13 protein-coding genes are annotated in these 17,392 nt (G+C 70.5%); 4 read left to right on the forward strand and 9 right to left on the reverse strand.

Annotated features, from left to right (window positions below; genetic code table 11):
* Nucleotides 1-126: 126 nt before the first annotated feature.
* A complete protein-coding gene (locus tag SK224_RS12665; RefSeq protein WP_320435030.1) occupies nucleotides 127-1,176 on the forward strand; it encodes a biotin/lipoate A/B protein ligase family protein in 1,050 nt (349 codons plus the stop codon).
* A complete protein-coding gene (locus SK224_RS12670) occupies nucleotides 1,155-2,039 on the forward strand; it encodes a DNA-methyltransferase (RefSeq protein ID WP_413816789.1) in 885 nt (294 codons plus the stop codon). The genes SK224_RS12665 and SK224_RS12670 overlap by 22 nt, the downstream gene beginning before the upstream one ends.
* 23 nt (nucleotides 2,040-2,062) lie before the next feature.
* Here SK224_RS12670 and SK224_RS12675 read toward each other — a convergent pair whose 3' ends face one another.
* A complete protein-coding gene (locus SK224_RS12675; RefSeq protein WP_320435032.1) occupies nucleotides 2,063-3,514 on the reverse strand; it encodes a carboxylesterase/lipase family protein in 1,452 nt (483 codons plus the stop codon).
* Entirely contained in the window at nucleotides 3,511-4,107 is a 597-nt protein-coding gene (locus SK224_RS12680) for a helix-turn-helix domain-containing protein (protein ID WP_320435033.1), read from the reverse strand. Before SK224_RS12680 ends, SK224_RS12675 begins: the two co-directional genes overlap by 4 nt.
* Nucleotides 4,108-4,206: 99 nt before the next feature.
* On the opposite strand from SK224_RS12680, the gene SK224_RS12685 reads away from it, so the two are divergent.
* A complete protein-coding gene (locus tag SK224_RS12685) occupies nucleotides 4,207-6,417 on the forward strand; it encodes a glycoside hydrolase family 3 C-terminal domain-containing protein (RefSeq protein WP_320435034.1) in 2,211 nt (736 codons plus the stop codon).
* Nucleotides 6,418-6,512: 95 nt separating this feature from the next.
* On the opposite strand, the gene SK224_RS12690 is transcribed toward SK224_RS12685, so the two are convergent.
* The 3 genes from SK224_RS12690 to galT are packed head-to-tail and all read right to left on the reverse strand — an operon-like array spanning nucleotide 6,513 to nucleotide 11,094.
* Nucleotides 6,513-8,702, reverse strand: coding sequence for an alpha-galactosidase (locus SK224_RS12690; protein WP_320435035.1), 2,190 nt, complete (start codon nucleotides 8,700-8,702; stop codon nucleotides 6,513-6,515).
* A gap of 41 nt (nucleotides 8,703-8,743) precedes the next feature.
* On the reverse strand, nucleotides 8,744-9,922 hold the full coding sequence (gene galK / locus SK224_RS12695; RefSeq protein ID WP_320435638.1) for a galactokinase: 1,179 nt from the start codon (nucleotides 9,920-9,922) through the stop codon (nucleotides 8,744-8,746).
* A gap of 5 nt (nucleotides 9,923-9,927) precedes the next feature.
* Nucleotides 9,928-11,094, reverse strand: coding sequence for a galactose-1-phosphate uridylyltransferase (gene galT / locus SK224_RS12700; protein ID WP_320435036.1), 1,167 nt, complete (start codon nucleotides 11,092-11,094; stop codon nucleotides 9,928-9,930).
* Between the two features lie 53 nt (nucleotides 11,095-11,147).
* On the opposite strand from galT, the gene SK224_RS12705 reads away from it, so the two are divergent.
* Nucleotides 11,148-12,113 carry a LacI family DNA-binding transcriptional regulator gene (locus SK224_RS12705; protein ID WP_320435037.1) on the forward strand — a complete coding sequence of 322 codons (966 nt, stop codon included), beginning with the start codon at nucleotides 11,148-11,150 and terminating at the stop codon, nucleotides 12,111-12,113.
* Between the two features lie 62 nt (nucleotides 12,114-12,175).
* Here the strand turns inward: SK224_RS12705 and SK224_RS12710 are convergent, their stop codons facing one another.
* From SK224_RS12710 to SK224_RS12725, 4 genes are all read right to left on the reverse strand, one after another.
* Nucleotides 12,176-13,498, reverse strand: coding sequence for a sugar ABC transporter substrate-binding protein (locus SK224_RS12710; RefSeq protein WP_320435038.1), 1,323 nt, complete (start codon nucleotides 13,496-13,498; stop codon nucleotides 12,176-12,178).
* Between the two features lie 83 nt (nucleotides 13,499-13,581).
* Nucleotides 13,582-14,469, reverse strand: coding sequence for a carbohydrate ABC transporter permease (locus SK224_RS12715; RefSeq protein ID WP_320435039.1), 888 nt, complete (start codon nucleotides 14,467-14,469; stop codon nucleotides 13,582-13,584).
* Nucleotides 14,466-15,365, reverse strand: coding sequence for a sugar ABC transporter permease (locus tag SK224_RS12720; protein ID WP_320435040.1), 900 nt, complete (start codon nucleotides 15,363-15,365; stop codon nucleotides 14,466-14,468). The genes SK224_RS12715 and SK224_RS12720 overlap by 4 nt, the downstream gene beginning before the upstream one ends.
* Complete coding sequence (locus tag SK224_RS12725) at nucleotides 15,362-17,368, reverse strand: beta-galactosidase (RefSeq protein WP_320435041.1); 2,007 nt, start codon at nucleotides 17,366-17,368, stop codon at nucleotides 15,362-15,364. The genes SK224_RS12720 and SK224_RS12725 overlap by 4 nt, the downstream gene beginning before the upstream one ends.
* Nucleotides 17,369-17,392 lie beyond the last annotated feature (24 nt).

Below are 17,392 nucleotides of genomic sequence, written 5' to 3' on the forward strand. Positions count from 1 at the left end.
CCGCGAGACTGCATTTCGAGCACGAGATCACGGGTAAACACAGTGATCTCGTGATGGAAATGCAGTCTCGGTAATCGATAAGACCGCGTCGGCGACGCGGGGGAGCGGGCGACCTAGGCTGAGAGCATGCACGGTGAGTACAAGGTCCCCGGGGGCAAGCTCGTTGTCGTCGATCTCGAGGTGCGGGAGGGGCGCATCGCCGACGTGCACCTCGCGGGCGACTTCTTCCTCGAGCCCGACGAGGCGCTGATCGACATCAACCGCGCGGTCGAGGGACTTTCGGTCGAGACGGATGCGGCCACGATCGCCGCCGCTGTGCGCGCCGCGCTTCCCGACGGTGCGCAGCTGCTCGGCTTCTCGCCCGAGGCGGTCGGCACGGTCGTGCGGCGGGCGCTGGTCACCGCTCCCGGATGGAAGCACTTCTCCTGGGAGGTCGTGCACGACGCACCCGTCTCGCCGCGGATGAACCTCGCGCTCGACGAGGTGCTCACCGCCCGCGTCGGCGACGGTCGACGCAACCCCACGCTCCGGCTCTGGGAATGGAACGAGTCCGCGGTGGTCATCGGCTCGTTCCAGTCGCTGCGCAACGAGGTCGACCCGGATGGTGCGGCTCGCCACGGCTACGACGTCGTGCGGCGCATCTCGGGTGGCGGCGCGATGATGATGGGCGCCAACGCGATCATCACCTACTCGCTGTACGTGCCGGCATCCCTCGTAGCCGGCATGACCTTCGCCGACTCGTACGCGTTCCTGGACGATTGGGCGCTGCAGGCGCTGCGATCGCTCGGTGTCGAGGCGACGTATCAGCCGCTCAACGACATCTCCTCGCCGCAGGGCAAGATCGGCGGTGCCGCGCAGAAGCGCCTCGCCAACGGCGGCGTCCTGCACCACGCGACCCTCAGCTACGACCTCGACGGCGAGGTCATGACCGAGGTGCTGCGCATCGGGCGCGAGAAGCTGAGCGACAAGGGCACGGTGTCGGCTGCCAAGCGGGTCGACCCGCTGCGGCGCCAGACGGGGCTGCCGCGAGAGCAGATCATCGACCGCTTCATCAGCACGTTCACCACGATGTACGGCGCGACGACCGGGCATATCACCGAAGAGGAATACGCCGAGGCGGAGGCGCTCGTTGAGAGCAAGTTCGCCACGGATGCGTGGTTGCAGCGCGTGCCGTGAGCGAGCCCACCCCCGGCACCGTCGCCATCCACCACGGCGACAACCTGGCGATCGCGAAGGAGCTCCCCTCCGGAGCATTCACGCTCGTCTACCTCGACCCGCCGTTCAACACGGGGCGCTCCCGCATCCGCGCGATCGAGACGGCGACCGCGCCCGCCCCGGATGCGGTCTCGCAGCCTGGCTTCCGCGGGCAGGAGTACGCGCGGCTGCGGGGTGACCTCCGCGCGTACGACGACCGGTTCGACGACTACTGGGGCTTTCTCGAGCCGCGGTTGCTCGAGGCCTGGCGCCTGCTGGCGGACGACGGGACGCTGTACCTGCATCTCGACTACCGCGAGGTGCACTACGCGAAGGTGATGCTCGACGCGCTCTTCGGTCGCGATCGGTTCCTGAACGAGATCGTGTGGGCGTACGACTACGGTGCCAAGAGCCGGCGCCGATGGCCGACGAAGCACGAGACGATCCTCGTGTACGTGAAGGATCCGGCGCGGTACTTCTTCGACGCGGATGCGGTGGATCGCGAACCGTACATGGCACCGGGGCTCGTCACGGCCGAGAAGGCCGCGCGCGGCAAGCTGCCCACGGATGTGTGGTGGCACACGATCGTGCCGACCTCAGGTGGCGAGAAGACCGGATACCCGACGCAGAAGCCCGAGGGGGTGCTGCGCCGCATCGTGCAGGCATCCAGTCGCCCCGGAGACGCGGTGCTGGACCTCTTCGCGGGTAGCGGAACGACCGGCGCCGTCGCCGCTCCTCTCGGCCGGCACGCCGTGCTCGCCGATGACAACGCGGATGCGGTCGCCGTCATGCGTCAGCGGATGCCGCGCGCCGTCCTCATCCCGCCGCTGCCTCGCGACGCCTGACCCGCGGGCGGGTAAGACCGACGTCAGAGCAGGGCGGCGGCGCCGGCGTAGCCGTCTGCGACGACGGGGGAGTCGAGGTCGAAGACTTGGGTGGTGCCGGGCGCCTCGCCCCACGGCGTCCACGCCGCGGTGTGGTCGCGGATGAACGCCACGGCCGTCGCGTGCATTCGTTCGGCGAGGGATGCGGGCGGATTCGTCCCCGCGATGCGGGCGACACCGTCCGCCTCCAGGCGTCCGAACCAGAACGGCACGTCGAGGCAGTGGCAGGCCCACCCGATCGTGGGCGAGGGCCAGGTGAAGCGGTACGCCCACGTGCGCGCGGCCGACCCGCGCGCGTCCGCGACACGCGGCACAAGCGTGCCGAACACGCGGTCGGTCACGTAGCGACCGAGCACGGCTGCGGTCCCCTTGGCGCGGGGGCCTGGATTGTCGCGCAGATACCCCCGGCGCCGGCGTCGGTCGACCCCGAGCGCCGCCAGCGCCAGCCAGGCCGGGACGAGGCGCAGCTTGTCGGCGGAGGAGTCGGTGACCATCGTGAACTCGTCGGCCGTGGAGCCGAGAAGGAGGGGCTTGTCGGCGCCGACACCGGAGGCGATCGAGGTCGGGGTGTCGGTGCGGAGCAGATCGTCGTCGATCGCGGGACCCCACGCGCGCTCGGCGATCATCTCCCGCAGCGGGGCGAGCCGTCCGCGGTGCGGGGCGAGCTCGATCGTGCTCTGCAGGGCGTGCAGTCTCTCCTCGGGTACCGAGGCGAAGCCGTCGCGGTCGGCGCTCACGCCCGCCGCGGCCGCCAGTCGCGAGGCGCGGGCGCGCGCCTCGTCGAGCGGAACGTCCCCGAGCGCGCCCGAGATCGACCAGGCCGCTGAGAAGAGGTGCTGTGCCGACGGCATCCCGAGCAGCGTCAACACCGCGCCGCCGCCGGCGGACTGCCCGCCGATCGTCACACGTGCGGGGTCGCCGCCGAACGCGGCGATGTTCTGCTGCACCCACTCGAGGGCCGCGATCCAGTCCCGTACACCGCGATTGCTGACGGCGCCCTCGATGGCCCCGAACCCGTCGAAGCCGAGCCGGTACGAGAGGGTGACCACCACGATCCCCTCGCGGGCGAACGTGTCGCCGTCGTACCAGGGGCTCGCGGGCGAGCCGGAGATGTAGCCGCCGCCGTGAATCCACACGAGCACGGGGGAGGGGACTGCCGCATCCGTGTCCGGTGTGAAGACGTTCACGTTGAGCGTCGCGTCGCCGGGCACCGACGGCTCGGGGATGAGGGTGATCCCGGTGTCGCCGCGCTGCGGGGTCGGGCCGTAGGCGGTTGCATCGCGCACGCCGTCCCAGGGCGTCACAGGCTGCGGCGCGGCGAAGCGGTGCTCGCCGATCGGAGCGGCGGCGAAGGGGACGCCGAGGAACGCGAGGGAGCCCGGACGGCGGAGGCCGCGGAGGGTGCCGGTCGAGATGGTGACGAGCGGATCGGTCATCGCAGCTGCGCCTGGCGTCCGGTCAGCGCGCTCTGGAACGCGGCGCGGACGATCGCGGCCATGTCGACCGAGGGGTCCAGCAGCCACTGCAGCTGCGCGCCGTCCCACGCCGCCTGCACGAGCCTGCTGGCGGTCGCGGGCGAGATCTCGGGTGCCATCCGTCCGGCGTCTGCCGCCTCCCGGAACCAGTCGCGGAGACCGTCCAGGAATCCGGACGTGCGCTCGGCGAAGTACGCGTGCGCCGGATGCGCGGGATCGCTCGCCTCGACCGACATCCGCGCGAAGAGGTGCACGAGCCCGGGCACCTGGGCGTTGTGGGCGATCATCCGCTCGTAGGCGGAGGGCAGGTCCTCGGCGCCCTCGGGGTGGTAGGTACGCAGGTCGAGCTCGTCGCGCTTGCGGAGGATCTCGACGAACAGATGCTCCTTGCTGTCGAAGTAGTGCAGGAGTCCCGCCTGGCTGAGTCCCACGGCGTCCGCGATCTCGCGCACGGATGCGGCGCGGTAGCCCTCGCGGGCGATCACCGTGAGTGCGGCCTCGAGGATCTGTTCACGCCGGGCGACGCCCTTGGCGTAGGACCCCCGTTGCGTCATGTTCCCGAGGATATGCCGAAACCGCTTGTGCGACGAAAACCGAGCGACATAAGCTTTTCGCGTCGGCGCGGAGCAGCGCCGTGATCACGAAGGAGCACCATGACGGATGTGTCCCCCGCCGAGCTGACGCTCGAGGAGAAGGCTTCGCTCACCAGCGGCCGCGATTTCTGGACCACCAAGCCGATCGACCGGGTCGGGGTGCCCTCGATCATGATGACCGACGGTCCCCACGGGCTGCGCAAGCAGTCGGCGGCCAGCGATCACCTCGGTCTCGCGCAGAGCGTTCCCGCCACGTGCTTCCCGCCCGCGGTGGGCCTGGGCTCGTCGTTCGACCCCGAGCTTGCCGAGCGGGTCGGCGTTGCGCTGGGCACGGAATCCGCGCTCGAGGACGTCGCCGTGATCCTCGGCCCCGGCGTGAACATCAAGCGCTCCCCGCTGTGCGGCCGCAACTTCGAGTACTTCTCCGAGGACCCGATCGTCTCCGGCGTCATGGGTGCCGGTCTCGTGCGCGGCATCCAGTCGCGGGGCGTGGGAGCGTCGCTCAAGCACTTCGCCGCGAACAACCAGGAGACCGACCGGCTGCGCGTCTCGAGCGACGTCGACCCCCGTCCCCTGCGCGAGATCTACCTGCGTGGCTTCCAGCGTGTCGTCGAAGATGCCCAGCCGTGGACGGTCATGTGCTCGTACAACCGCATCAACGGCGTCTACGCCTCCGAGGACCCCTGGCTGCTCACCTCCGTGCTCCGCGGCGAGTGGGGCTTCGAAGGACTCGTCGTCTCCGACTGGGGCGCGGTCAACGACCGGGTCGCCGGTGTCGTCGCGGGGCTCGATCTCGAGATGCCCTCGAGCGGCGGACGCACCGACGCACAGCTCGTCGCCGCCGTGAAGGACGGCTCGCTGGACGAGGCCGCCGTCGACCTCGCCGCCGGCCGGGTGCTCGATCTCGTGCGCAAGGCCGGAGACCGGCCCGCCGCATCCGGATCGCTGGACGTCGACGCCCACCACGCGCTCGCCCGCGAGGCCGCGGGCCGCTCGATCGTGCTGCTGAAGAACGACGGGGGCATCCTGCCTCTCGAACGCTCGCAGCGCATCGCCGTCATCGGAGCCTTCGCCGCCGAGCCGCGCTTCCAGGGCGCCGGGTCCTCGCTCATCAACCCGACGCGGGTGGATGCGGCCCTCGGCGCGATCCGCGAGGCGGCCGACGGCGCGGTCGCGTACGCTGCAGGCTTCACCTTCGACGGCAGCGGCGACACGGACGCGCTGCGCGCCGAGGCGGTCGCCGCGGCAGCATCCGCCGAACGCGTCGTGCTGTTCCTCGGCCTTCCCGCCGCGGAGGAGTCCGAGGGCTTCGACCGCACGCACATCGATCTGCCCGCCGTGCAGCTCGCGCTCGTCGACGAGGTCGTGAAGGCCAACCCGAACGTGGTCGTCGTGCTCTCCAACGGCGGCGTGGTGGCCCTGCCGTTCGCCGAGCGCGTGCCGGCGATCCTCGAGGGATGGCTGCTCGGCCAGGCCGGCGGCTCGGCCACGGCCGACGTGCTCTTCGGCGACGTCAACCCGTCGGCCAAGCTCACCGAGACGATTCCGCTGCGGTTGGAGGACACCCCCTCCTACGGCAGCTTCCCGGGCGAGTTCGGCCACGTGCGCTACGGAGAGGGACTTCTGGTCGGCTACCGCGGCTTCGACGCGAACGGGAAGGACGTCGCCTTCCCGTTCGGCCACGGCCTGTCCTACACGCGCTTCTCCTACGGGGATGCGGTCGCCGAGGTCACCGAGACGGGTGACGTACGCGTGCGGGTCGACGTCACCAACACGGGCGGTCTCGCCGGCCGCGAGATCGTGCAGGTCTACTCCTCGCTCCCCGAGTCCGCCGTGCAGCGGGCACCGCGTGAGCTGAAGTCGTTCCTGTCGGTCGCGCTGGATGCCGGCGAGACCCGCACGGCCGAGCTCATCGTGCGCCGGAGCGACCTCGCCTACTGGGACATCCGCATCGACGGCTGGGTCGTGGAGCCCGGCGAGTACGTCTTCGATGTGGCGGCGTCGAGCCGCGACGTCCGCTCGTCCGTCGCACTGCGGCTGGACGGCGACGCGGTGCGTCCGCCGCTGTCGCGCGAGTCCTCCATCGGCGAGCTGCTGGACAACCCCGCAACGGCCCCGATCATCGGGCCGGCCATCACCGCGATGTTCGGCGACGACGCGGGGATGATCAAGATGATGGCGTCGTTCCCGATCGGCCGCCTCGCCGCGTTCCCGAACGCGCCCGTCAGTGAGCAGCAGGTCGACGAGCTGATCGCGGTCGGCAACGCCTGACGCGCAGGACGCGGTGAGCGGAGGGGATCCGGTGAGCGGAGCGCGTGCATCCCTCGAGGCGCGCTCCGCTCACCGCATCCCCTCCACGGCCCGGGTCAGCCCAGGCGTCGCACGTCGAAGAGCATCGCCTGCTGCGGATCGAGTGTCGGCAGCGGAACGCCTGCGGTCGCCAGGACGGCCCCGGGCAGGACGACCTCTTCCGCGAGGGCGCGGCTGATCCACTCCGGCGGCGTGACGTCGCGACGCTTCGCCTCCCCCGCCTCGGTGCGGATGCGGATGCCGTACCGTGCTGACGCATCGAGCCCGGGGAACGGGATGCGGCCGACCTGGCCGTCGGCGGAGCTCGCCAGCCGAACCCAGGTGAACAGAGCGCGCGACCCGTCCTGCGCGACGATCCCGGTGAGCTGGGTCGCGTCGTCGACGAGGTCGGCGTTGACGACGCGGCCGCTGTGCACGAGGGGGCGCAGCTCCCGGTAGAGGTCTGCCCAGGCGAGCGTCGCCGCCAGCTGCGCGTCGTCCTGGCGCGTCAGGTCCGCCTCGATCCCGGCGTGCGCGGTGAGTGCCGTGACGAAGCGGAACGACAGGTCGGTGACCCGCGACGTCGTGTGCGCCTCGGCGTCGCCCAGGTGCGAGCCGATCAGCTCGGGCGGCACGATCAGCCGGGTCCAGCGTTCGATCTGCGAGCGCTCGACGGGATCGTTGCAGTCGGACGCCCACACCCGGTCGGTGCGCTCCAGGATGCCGAGGTCCACCCGGCCGCCGCCCGCGGAGCACGTCTCTATCTCGAGCGCCGGATGCCGGCGGCGCAGCTCGTCGAGCAGGCGGTACAGGGCGAGGGTCTGCGCATGGACCGCGGGCCGGTCGCCGTCGCCGCGGTGCGCGACGGCCTCGAGCAGATCGCGGTTGTGATCCCACTTCAGGTAGTCGATGTCGTACGCCGCGACCAGTGAGCTGATGCGCTCCAGCAGGTGGTTCCACGCCTCGGGGCGCGCGATGTCGAGCACCTGCTGGTGTCGTGACGTGCCGCCGAGGCCTTCGGCGGGTGCGAGGATCCAGTCCGGATGCTCGCGCGCGAGGTCCGAGTCCGGGCTGATCATCTCCGGCTCGAACCAGAGACCGAACTGCATGCCCGCGGCGCGCACCTGCCTCACCAGGGGCTCGAGGCCCTCGGGCCAGACGCTCTCGTCGACGTACCAGTCGCCGAGGCCGGCGCGGTCGGATCGGCGGTGACGGAACCAGCCGTCGTCGAGCACGAGGCGTTCGACGCCGACCTCAGCGGCGCGCTCGACGAGCGCAGACAGGCGCGTGAGGTCGTGGTCGAAGTAGACCGCCTCCCAGGTGTTGAGCGTCAGAGGCCGCGGCGAGGAGGGATGCGACGGACGTGAGCGCAGCCGCCGGTGCAGGCGATCCGAGAGACCGTCGAGACCCGCATCCGACCAGGTGAAAATCGCGACCGGAGCGTCGTAGCGCTCGCCCGGTGCCAGACGCGCCTCGCCGGCACGGAGCAGTTCGCCGACGCCGATGACCGAACGGAGCGCGCCCGCACTCTCCGGCAGCCTCTCGGCGAGATACTCGGCGTCGCCCGAGAAGGCGAGGTGCGCGCTCCAGAGTTCGCCGTGCCCGAAACCGAAGCCCGGCGTTCCCAGCACGAGCAGGAACGGTGAGTCGTGCCCCGGCTTGCCGCGCCTCGCGCGCCGCACGTGGCTGCCGTCGCGCAGGGCCCCGTGCTGCGGCGAGCGTTCGCGCACCCATTTGCCGGAGAAGTCGAGCACCTCGCTCGCGCGGGCGGGAACCGGCAGGAGAGCGCGCAGCGCCTCCAGGTCGTAGGGTGCGTCCGTGCCGCTCCCGGCCGGACGCGTGAGGGAGAGCGCGACGCTCAGCACGCCGAAGCGGTCGAGGGCGTAGGTCGCCTCACCGTCCAGGCCGGTCACCTCGTCGTGCAGCAGGATGCGGATCAGGCCGCCCCCCGCCTCCTCGTGCGACACCTGCGCATCGACGAGGCGGGGGCGAGGTGTCGTGGCCGCACCGGCCGCGTGGCCCGCCTGTGCGGGGCTCCCCGACCACCCGTCGCGCTCGCTCGGCCAGATCGTGAACGTGCGGGCCGCATCCGGCGCGTTGTTCAGCACGGCGGGAGCGCCCGTGAGGCGCATGCCCGCGCCGAGGTCGGTGGCGTCGCCGAGATCCGCTCCCCAGTGCAGGATGCGGGGGACCGGGTCGGAGAGCTCGATCAGCAGGCTCACACCCGCGGCGCGCAGGTGTGCCGTGGTGTCGTCGTCGCGGTGCATCGATGCTCCTTCGCGCGGGTGGTGGATCGTCGGGTCCGGTCTCAGGCGTCGCGGTGCGCGCCGGCCGACGGAGTCACGGTGAAGATCGTCGGCGCGGCGAACCCGGCATCGGCGAAGGCGCGGCGCACCGCATCCGACACCGCCTCGATCCGGCCCGCATCGACGAGGGCGATCGCCGCGCCGCCGAAGCCGCCGCCGGTCATGCGTGCGCCGACCGCACCCGCCGCCATGGCCGCCTCGACCGCGGTGTCGAGCTCGGGCACCGAGATCTCGAAGTCGTCGCGCATGGAGGCGTGCGAGGCGAGCAGCAGCTCGCCGATGGCGCGCGGGCCCTGCTCGCGGAGCGTCCGGACGGTGTCGAGCACGCGCTGGTCCTCGGTCACGACGTGCCGCATCCGGCGGAAGGTCACATCGTCGGTCTTCGTCCGGGCGTCGTCGAGGTCTTCGACGCGCACGTCGCGCAGCGCCGGAACGCCCATGATCGAGGCGCCGAGCTCGCACGACGCGCGACGCTCGCGGTAGCCGCCGGTCGAGTGCGAGTGCTTCACGTTCGTGTCCATGACCAGCAGCTCGAGACCCGCGGCCGCGAAGCCGAGGTCGACGACCGTGGTGTCGAGGGTGCGGCAGTCGAGGAAGATCGCCGCATCCTGCTCGCCGAGCATCGAGGCCATCTGGTCCATGATGCCCGTGGGGGCGCCCACCGCCTCGTTCTCGGCGACGCGGCCGACCTTGGCGAGGGCGACGCGATCCAGGCCCAGCTCCCACACGTCGTTGAGGGCGGATGCGGTCGCGCCCTCGATCGCGGCGGAGGAGGACAGCCCCGCCCCGACCGGCACGTCGGAGGCTATCGCGATGTCGACGCCCGTGACGCCGGCGGCCTCCCGGCCCGACGCCGCCAGCAGTGCCCACGCGACACCGAGCGGGTACGTGGACCACTCGGGCACGTCGTCGCGTCCCTCGGGGAAGAGGGCGTCGAGCTGGTCGAGTGCGACCTCGACCGGCACCGGGTCGAACGTCGACACGACGCGCACGCGGCCGTCCTGGCGAAGGCCCAGCTGGACGTGCGTGCGGTGCTCGATCGCGAACGGCAGCACGAAGCCGTCGTTGTAGTCGGTGTGCTCGCCGATCAGGTTCACCCGGCCCGGCGCCGACCAGTGGCCGACGGGCTCGTGGCCGGTCAGCTCGACGAACAGGTCACGGGCGGCGGCGGCCGCATCCATCTGGGTCACAGAGATACTCCTTCTACGGCCTCGCGCAGGCGGGCGGCGGCGGTCTCGGGCGGGACGTCACCGATCCAGGCGCCCATGGCCGCCTCGCTCCCGGCGAGGTACTTCAGCTTGTCTGCCGCGCGGCGCGGCGAGGTCAGTTCGAGGTGCAGGCGAGCGCCCGCGCGTCCGGTGTGCACGGGGGCCTGGTGCCAGGCCGCGATGTAGGGCGTCGGCGTGTCGTAGAGCGCGTCGACGCCGCGCAGCAGCCGGAGGTACAGCGGTGCCAGCTCGTCGCGCTCGGCCTCGTTCGTCTCGGCGAAGTCGGCGACGTGGCGGTGGGGCACGAGGTGCACTTCCAGCGGCCACCGTGCGGCGAACGGCACGAACGCGCTCCAGTGCTCGCCGACGAGGATCATGCGTTCGCTCTTCGACTCCATCTCGAGGACGCGGTCGAACAGGTCGTCGCCCGTGCGCTCGAGCGCGCTCAGCAGGCGTTGCGTGCGCGGTGTGACGTAGGGGTAGGCGTAGATCTGCCCGTGCGGATGCGGGAGGGTCACACCGATCTCCTGCCCGCGGTTCTCGAACGGGAAGACCTGCTGGATGCCGGGCAGTGCCGACAGCGCAGCGGTGCGATCGGCCCAGGCCTCGATCACCGTGCGTGCGCGAGTGACGGTCTGGGTGCCGAACGAGCCGGCGTGCTCGGGGCTGAAGCACACGACCTCCGTGCGCCCGACGGACGTGCGGGTACGGCCGAGCCCGTATTCGGCCAGGTCGGCGAGGCTCCGCGGCGGGTCGATCGCCGCCGGGACATCGTCGGTCGCCACGGCGAGGGCGGGTCCGAACGACGGGGACTTGTTCTCGAAGACGGCCACGTCGTAGCGCGACGGGATCTCCGAGGGGTTCGTGGGCGTCTGCGGGGCCAGTGGATCGAGCTCGGCCGGGGGCAGGAACGCACGGTTCTGACGGTTGGCGGCGATGGAGATCCAGTCGCCGGTCAGCACATCGAGACGCATCGTGGCCGTCTCCGGACGCGGCGCCAGCTCGCGCGCATCGATGCTGCGCTCGGGTGGGAGGGTCGTGTCGGGGTCGTCGTAGTAGATGAGTTCGCGGCCGTCGGCGAGGCGTGTGGGGCGCTTCACGACGCCCGCACCGAGGAGTGCGACATCCTGCTGAGGTGTGTTCACGATAACACGCTACATTTCGGGCGTGATATCGTCAACATGACGACGGGGGTGCGATGGCTCGGGTATCGATGGCGGATGTCGCCGCGCACGCGGGCGTGTCCGCTCAGACCGTGTCCCGCGTGGTGAATCAGAGCCCGCGTGTCGACCCTGCGACCCGTGCCAGGGTCGAGGCGGCCATGAGCGCGCTGGGCTACCGGATGCACCGCGCGGCACGCGCCCTCCGCACGGGGCAGACCCGCACGATCGGCCTCGTCGTGTCCACCCTCGCGTCGGTCGGCAACTCGCGGATGCTGCAGGCGATCGCGGAGGCCGCCGCCGAACGCGACTACGCGCTCGCGATCGTCACGGTCGCGGGCACCCGTGACATCGCCGAGGCCTTCTCGCAGCTGCGCGATCAGGGTGTGGACGGCGCCGTCGTCCTGAACGAGGCGACGCGGCTCGCCCGCGGTGCCGAGCCCCCCGCGGGGCTTCGCCTGGTCGTCGTCGACTCGCCGCCCGACGATCGCTTCACCATCGTGCAGACGGATCACGCGGGAGGCGCCCGGCTCGCGACGCGGCACCTGCTGGACGCCGGTCACCGCACGGTGCATCACCTCGCGGGTCCGGTGACCTCCTTCGCGTCGTCGGAGCGCGAGCGCGGGTGGCGACAGGAGCTCGCCGCGGCGGGCATCGATGCGCCCGAGCCGGAGCGCGGCGACTGGACCTCCCGATCGGGATACGAGCGGGGAGTCGCCTTCGCCGCCGCATCCGCCGTCTTCGTCGCGAACGACCAGATGGCGCTCGGCCTGCTGCGTGCCCTGGCTGACGCCGGTCGACGCGTGCCCGAGGACGTCGCGGTCGTGGGCTTCGACGACATCGTGGATGCGAGCGAGTACCGCCCGCCGTTGACGACCGTGCGGCAGGACTTCGACGTGCTGGGCGCCCGCGCCGTCGAGGTGCTCGTGCGCATGATCGAGACGGACGAGGCCGCATCCGCGCAGACGATCGGCGCGAGCCTCGTCGTCCGCGACAGCGCCTGAGACGGTCCCGAGACGCGTGATGCCCCGGGATGCGGTGGCATCCCGGGGCATCACGGTCGGTGTTACTTCTGGACCGGGATCGACTGCGACTCGAGCGTCTTGATGGTCGAGTCTTGACCCTTCTGCAGTGCGTCGGCGAGCGTTCCCGACCCCGAGACGGCGGCCTTGAAGCCGTCGGAGACGTCGGCGTAGGTCTGCGTCATCGTCGGGCCCCACACGAAGTCGGGGGTGACCTCGGTGGCCGCCTGCGCGAACACGTCGTAGATCTTCTGTCCGCCGTAGAAGTCGACGCCCTCCGCCAGCGAGGGGAGCTTCAGGCCCTCGGTGGTCGCCGGGTAGATGTTGGCGGCCTTGTTGAGTGCCGTCAGCGCCTCATCCGACGTGTTCAGCCACAGCGCGAACTTCGACGCCTCGTACGGGTGCTTGCTGCCCTTGAGCACGGCGATCGAGGAGCCGCCCCAGTTGCCGGAGACGGCCTCGCCGGCCTTCCACTGCGGCATCTGCGCGACCGACCACTTGCCGGACGTGTCCGGTGCGCCGCTGGAGATCGAGTTGGCGCCCCAGACCGCCGAGTTCCAGGTCCAGACCTGGCTTGAGTTGTACGCGTTGTTCCACTCGTCGGTCCACGCCGGATAGGTGCTGACGAGGTCCTCGGAGATGAGGTCCTGCCAGTAGTCGGCGACCTTGGTCGAGGCGTCGTCCGTCAGCGAGACCTTCCAGCCGTCCGAGCCGTTGTCGAACCACTGCCCGCCGGCCTGCCAGACGAAGCCCGCGAACTGGTTGATGTCGGACTGCGAGAAGTTCGTGATGTAGCCGCCGAGAGCGCGGATCTTCTTCGCGGCATCCTTGTACTCGTCCCAGGTCGTCGGCACGGGGATGTCGTTGGCCGCGAACAGGTCGGAGCGGTAGAACAGCCCCATCGGCCCGATGTCCTGCGGGATGCCGTAGACGCCGCCGTCGAGGGCGACCTGGCTCCAGGCCCAGCCGACGAACTGATCCTTGGCGGAGCTGACGTCGCCGCAGTTCGCGATGTTCTCGACGCCGTCCTGCACGAGGAAGTTGGGGAGCGCGTCGTACTCGATCTGGCCGAGGTCGGGTGCGTTGCCGGCCGCGATCTGGTTGAAGAAGTTCTGGTAGGTGCCGCTGTTGCCGTTGGGGCCCGTCTGCACCTTGACCTGGATGTCGGGGTTCTCGTCGTTCCAGATCTTCACGACATCCTCGATGCCGGGGATCCACGAGGTGAACTCGAGCGTGACCGGACCGTCGGCCGGTGCGCAGTCGCCGGCAGCGGCGTCGCTGCCCTGGTCACCGCCCGCGGCGCAGCCGGCGAGCAGGAACGCCGACAGCGCGAGAGCTGCGACGGCCTTCTTTCTGGGGTGCTGCATTTCCATCCCTTTCTTGGTGGTGCGTCCTTCGGGCCTTTCCGACGGACGAGGGCCGGGCGGGTCCTTCCGCCCGGAGTCTGGGGTCACTTGATGGCGCCCGCGCCGAGCCCGCCGCGCCAGAAGCGCTGCAGCAGCAGGAACGTGACGATCAGGGGGATCACCGACAGCAGAGCGCCGATGAGGACGAGCCCGCGCAGCTCGGGCAGCTGGTTCAGCTGGTTGTTCCAGCCGAACAGGCCGTAGACGACCGGGAAGAGCTCCTCGCTTCGCAGCATGATCAGCGGCAGGAAGAAGTTGTTCCAGATGGCCACGAACTGGAAGAGGAACATCGTCACGAGCGCGGGCGTCATCAGCCGCATGCTGACGGTGAAGAAGGTGCGGATCTCGCCCGAGCCGTCGAGCCGCGCGGCTTCCAGCAGCTCGTCGGGCACGGAGGATGCGGCGAAGATACGAGCGAGGTAGACCCCGAACGGACTCACGAGCGAGGGCAGGAACACCGCCCAGAACGTGTTCGTCAACTGCACCTGGCTGAAGATCAGGAACAGGGGAAGAGCGAGTGCCGTCGCCGGGACCAGCACGCCGCCGAGCACGACGTTGAAGAGGAACTCGCGCCCCGGAAAGCGGTACTTCGCGAGGGCGTACCCCGCCATCGCGGCGAGCAGTGTCGCGATCGCGCCGCCGAGGCCGGCGTAGAGCAGCGAGTTGCCGAGCCAGCGCAGGTAGATGCCGTCGCGGTAGGCGAACAGGTCGCCGATGTTCGCGAACAGCCGGAAGTCGGCGAACCACAGCGGGTTCGTCGTGAGGATGTCGCCGGTGTCCTTGCTGGACGCCACGAGCAGCCACCACAGCGGCAGCAGGAAGTAGACCGTGAACACGGCCATGATGAGCATCGCCGAGCCGCGCGAGACCAGGGGCTCGCGTACGCGACGGGTGGCGCCGGAGCTCCGGCGGGTGGCGACGGTGGCGCTCATGCGTTGCCCTTCCGCTGCATGTACTTCATGAATCCGAACGAGAGCACGAACGTGGTCACGGCCAGCACGACCGAGAATGCGGCCGCGAGGTTCGGGTTGGGGATGGATGCGGTCGCGTAGACCGTCATGTTCGGGGTGTAGGTGCTGGTGACGGCCGAGCTGAAGGAGCGGAACACCTGCGGCTCCGCCAGCAGCTGCAGCGTGCCGATGATCGAGAAGATCGCGGTCATCACGATCGCCGGCCGCACGAGCGGGATCTTGATCGACCAGGCGATGCGGAACTGCCCTGCCCCGTCGAGGCGCGCCGCCTCGTAGATCTCCGTCGGGATGGACAGCAGCGACGAGTAGATGATCAGCATGTTGTAGCCGACATAGACCCAGGTCACGACGTTCGCGATCGACCACAGCACGAGATCGGCGCCGAGGAAGTCCACGCTCTTGGTCAGGGCGGTGAACGGCGACAGGTTCGGCGAGAACAGCGAGCCCCACATGATCGCCGCGATGACACCGGGCACGGCGTACGGCACGAAGAACGCGAGGCGGAAGAAGCGCTTGCCCTTGACCAGCGGCGAGTCCAGCAGCAGCGCGAACAGCAGCGCGAGACCGAGCATGACGGGCACCTGCACGACGCCGAACAGCAGCATCCGCCCGACCGAGCTCCAGAACGCCTCGTTCTGGAAGACGAGCACGTACTGTGCGAACCCGCCGAAGACCTGCTCGGCCTTGCCGAAGGTGCCCTCACGGCGCACCACGAGTGTCGACTGCACGATCGCGAAGAGGATCGGCGCGATGTAGAACAGGGTGAACAGGATGCCGAACGGCACCAGCAGGAACGCGATCGCCGCTTTGTGCGGCACCCGCGTCCGGCGTCGCGCGGGCGCTTCGGTGATGGTCACTGGGACTCCTCGATGATCCGGACGGCGCCCGCGGCGACGACCGCGGTGCCGTCGACCGGCTGGTCGGTGAGCAGGTCGCGGCCGCGGGCGTCGACGGCGACCTCGTTCTCTGAGTGGTTGATGACGAACAGATACGAGCCCTGCTCGCCCTGCCGGCGCACGACCTCGACGTTCGGGATGCGCGAGGCGTCGGGCTCGAGCCCCGCCTCTGCCGCGATCCGTGAGATGAGCTCGGCGTAGGAAGACGCGTCCGGCTGGGTGGCGAGGTACCACGCGGAGCCCGCGCCGACGGTGCGACGGGTGAGGGCGGGCATGCCGCCGGCGGGGCCGTCGACGAAGGTGTCGAGGACCTCCGCGTCGATCGCCCGCATCCGTTCGGTCCAGACGCTCCCGGCGGCGCCGGATCCGAGGCGTACCGTGCGTCCTGGCTCGAGCGGGGCGAACTCCTCCGCGGCGACGCCGACCAGGTCGCGGAACGCTCCGGGGTAGCCGCCCAGGCGAACGGCGTCTCGCTCGTCGACCGTGCCGCTGAAGAAGGTGACGAGCACTGCGGCGCCGGATGCGGCACTCTCGGCGACGACGGCCGCATCCGCATCCCGCACGAGGTGCAGGGCAGGGACGACGACGAGGCGATAGTCGTCGAGGGATGCTCCCGGGCGGATGATGTCGACCGTGAGGCCCGCCGCCGTGAGTGCGGCGTGCGCGGCGTGCACCTGCCCGAGGTAGGTGAGCGCTTCGCTGGGGCGCCCCTCGCCTTCCGCGGCCCACCAGCTCTCCCAGCTGAAGAGGAGGGCGGCCTGCGCGTGGACTCGCGTGCCGACGACGGGGGCGATCGCGCGCAGCGTGCGGCCGAGTTCGAGCACCTGCTGCCATGCCTTCGTGTCGGTGCCGGCGTGCGGGACGAGGGCGGAGTGGTACTTCTCCGCGCCCTGGGCCGAGGCGCGCCACTGGAAGAAGCAGATGCCGTCGGCGCCGCGTGCGACGTGCGCGACCACGTTGCGCAGCAGCTCGCCGTCGCTCTTGGCGAGGTTGTACGGCTGCCAGTTGACCGCGCCGGTCGAGGTCTCCATGAGCAGCCACGGCGCGCCCTGGGCGAGCCCGCGGGTCAGATCCGCCGCGAACGACAGCTCCGCGCGGGGGAGCGGAAGACGGTTGTCGAGATAGTGGTCGTTGGCGATGACGTCCATCTCGCCCGCCCACGACCAGTAGTCGAGGTTGCGGATGTGGGCGGTCACCATGAAGTTCGTCGTCACCGGGACGGCGCTCGCCGCGCGGATGATCGCCGTCTCGGCGCGGTAGAGGCCGAGCTGCTCGTCGGAGCTGAAGCGGTGGAAGTCGAGCATCTGGCCGGGGTTGCGCAGCGACAGGGCGCGGCGCGGAGGCAGGACGTCGTCCCAGCTGCCGTAGCGCTGGCTCCAGAAGGCGGTGCCCCAGGCGTCGTTGAGCGCCTCAACCGTTTCGTAGCGGCGCTGCAGCCAGGCGCGGAAGGCCTCGGCGCTCGCATCGCAGTAGCACAGCGCGTTGTGGCAGCCGAGCTCGTTCGACACGTGCCAGAGGGCGACGGCCGGATGGCTTCCGTAGCGCTCGGCGACCCGGGCGACGACCTCCGCGGCGTAGGAACGGAAGACGGGGGAGCTGGGGCAATAGGCCTGGCGACCGCCCGGCCAGGCGCGTACGCCGTCTTCGGAGACCGGCAGGATCTCGGGGTGGATGCGGCTCAGCCATGGTGGCGGCGACGCGGTGCCGGTGCCGAGGTTGACGCGGATGCCGTGCGCGTGCAGCAGCTCGATGATGTCGTCGAGGGCGGTGAAGTCCCACTCGTTCGGAGCGGGGTTGATGTCCGACCAGCCGAACACGTTGATGGCCACGAGGCTGACGCCGGCCTCGTTCATCAGGCGGACGTCCTCTTCCCACACCGACCGGTCCCACTGCTCGGGGTTGTAGTCGCTGCCGAAGACGATGCCGTCTGCGGCGAGGGTGGCGAGATGGGCGGCGTCGGGCATCCCGTGGCGCTCCTTTGCGTAGCT

This window comes from Microbacterium sp. BG28, assembly GCF_034044005.1.
In the GTDB taxonomy this organism is placed as follows: Bacteria; Actinomycetota; Actinomycetes; order Actinomycetales; family Microbacteriaceae; genus Microbacterium.

Bases quoted from the DNA above. Each gene is read 5' to 3' on its own strand.
- SK224_RS12680 (WP_320435033.1), bottom strand. From the start codon at position 4,107: ATGACGCAACGGGGGTCCTACGCCAAGGGCGTCGCCCGGCGTGAACAG.
- SK224_RS12675 (WP_320435032.1), bottom strand. From the start codon at position 3,514: ATGACCGATCCGCTCGTCACCATCTCGACCGGCACCCTCCGCGGCCTC.
- SK224_RS12715 (WP_320435039.1), bottom strand. From the start codon at position 14,469: ATGAGCGCCACCGTCGCCACCCGCCGGAGCTCCGGCGCCACCCGTCGC.
- SK224_RS12690 (WP_320435035.1), bottom strand. From the start codon at position 8,702: ATGCACCGCGACGACGACACCACGGCACACCTGCGCGCCGCGGGTGTG.
- SK224_RS12705 (WP_320435037.1), top strand. From the start codon at position 11,148: ATGGCTCGGGTATCGATGGCGGATGTCGCCGCGCACGCGGGCGTGTCC.
- galK (WP_320435638.1), bottom strand. From the start codon at position 9,922: ATGGATGCGGCCGCCGCCGCCCGTGACCTGTTCGTCGAGCTGACCGGC.
- SK224_RS12685 (WP_320435034.1), top strand. From the start codon at position 4,207: ATGACGGATGTGTCCCCCGCCGAGCTGACGCTCGAGGAGAAGGCTTCG.
- SK224_RS12665 (WP_320435030.1), top strand. From the start codon at position 127: ATGCACGGTGAGTACAAGGTCCCCGGGGGCAAGCTCGTTGTCGTCGAT.
- SK224_RS12710 (WP_320435038.1), bottom strand. From the start codon at position 13,498: ATGCAGCACCCCAGAAAGAAGGCCGTCGCAGCTCTCGCGCTGTCGGCG.
- SK224_RS12725 (WP_320435041.1), bottom strand. From the start codon at position 17,368: ATGCCCGACGCCGCCCATCTCGCCACCCTCGCCGCAGACGGCATCGTC.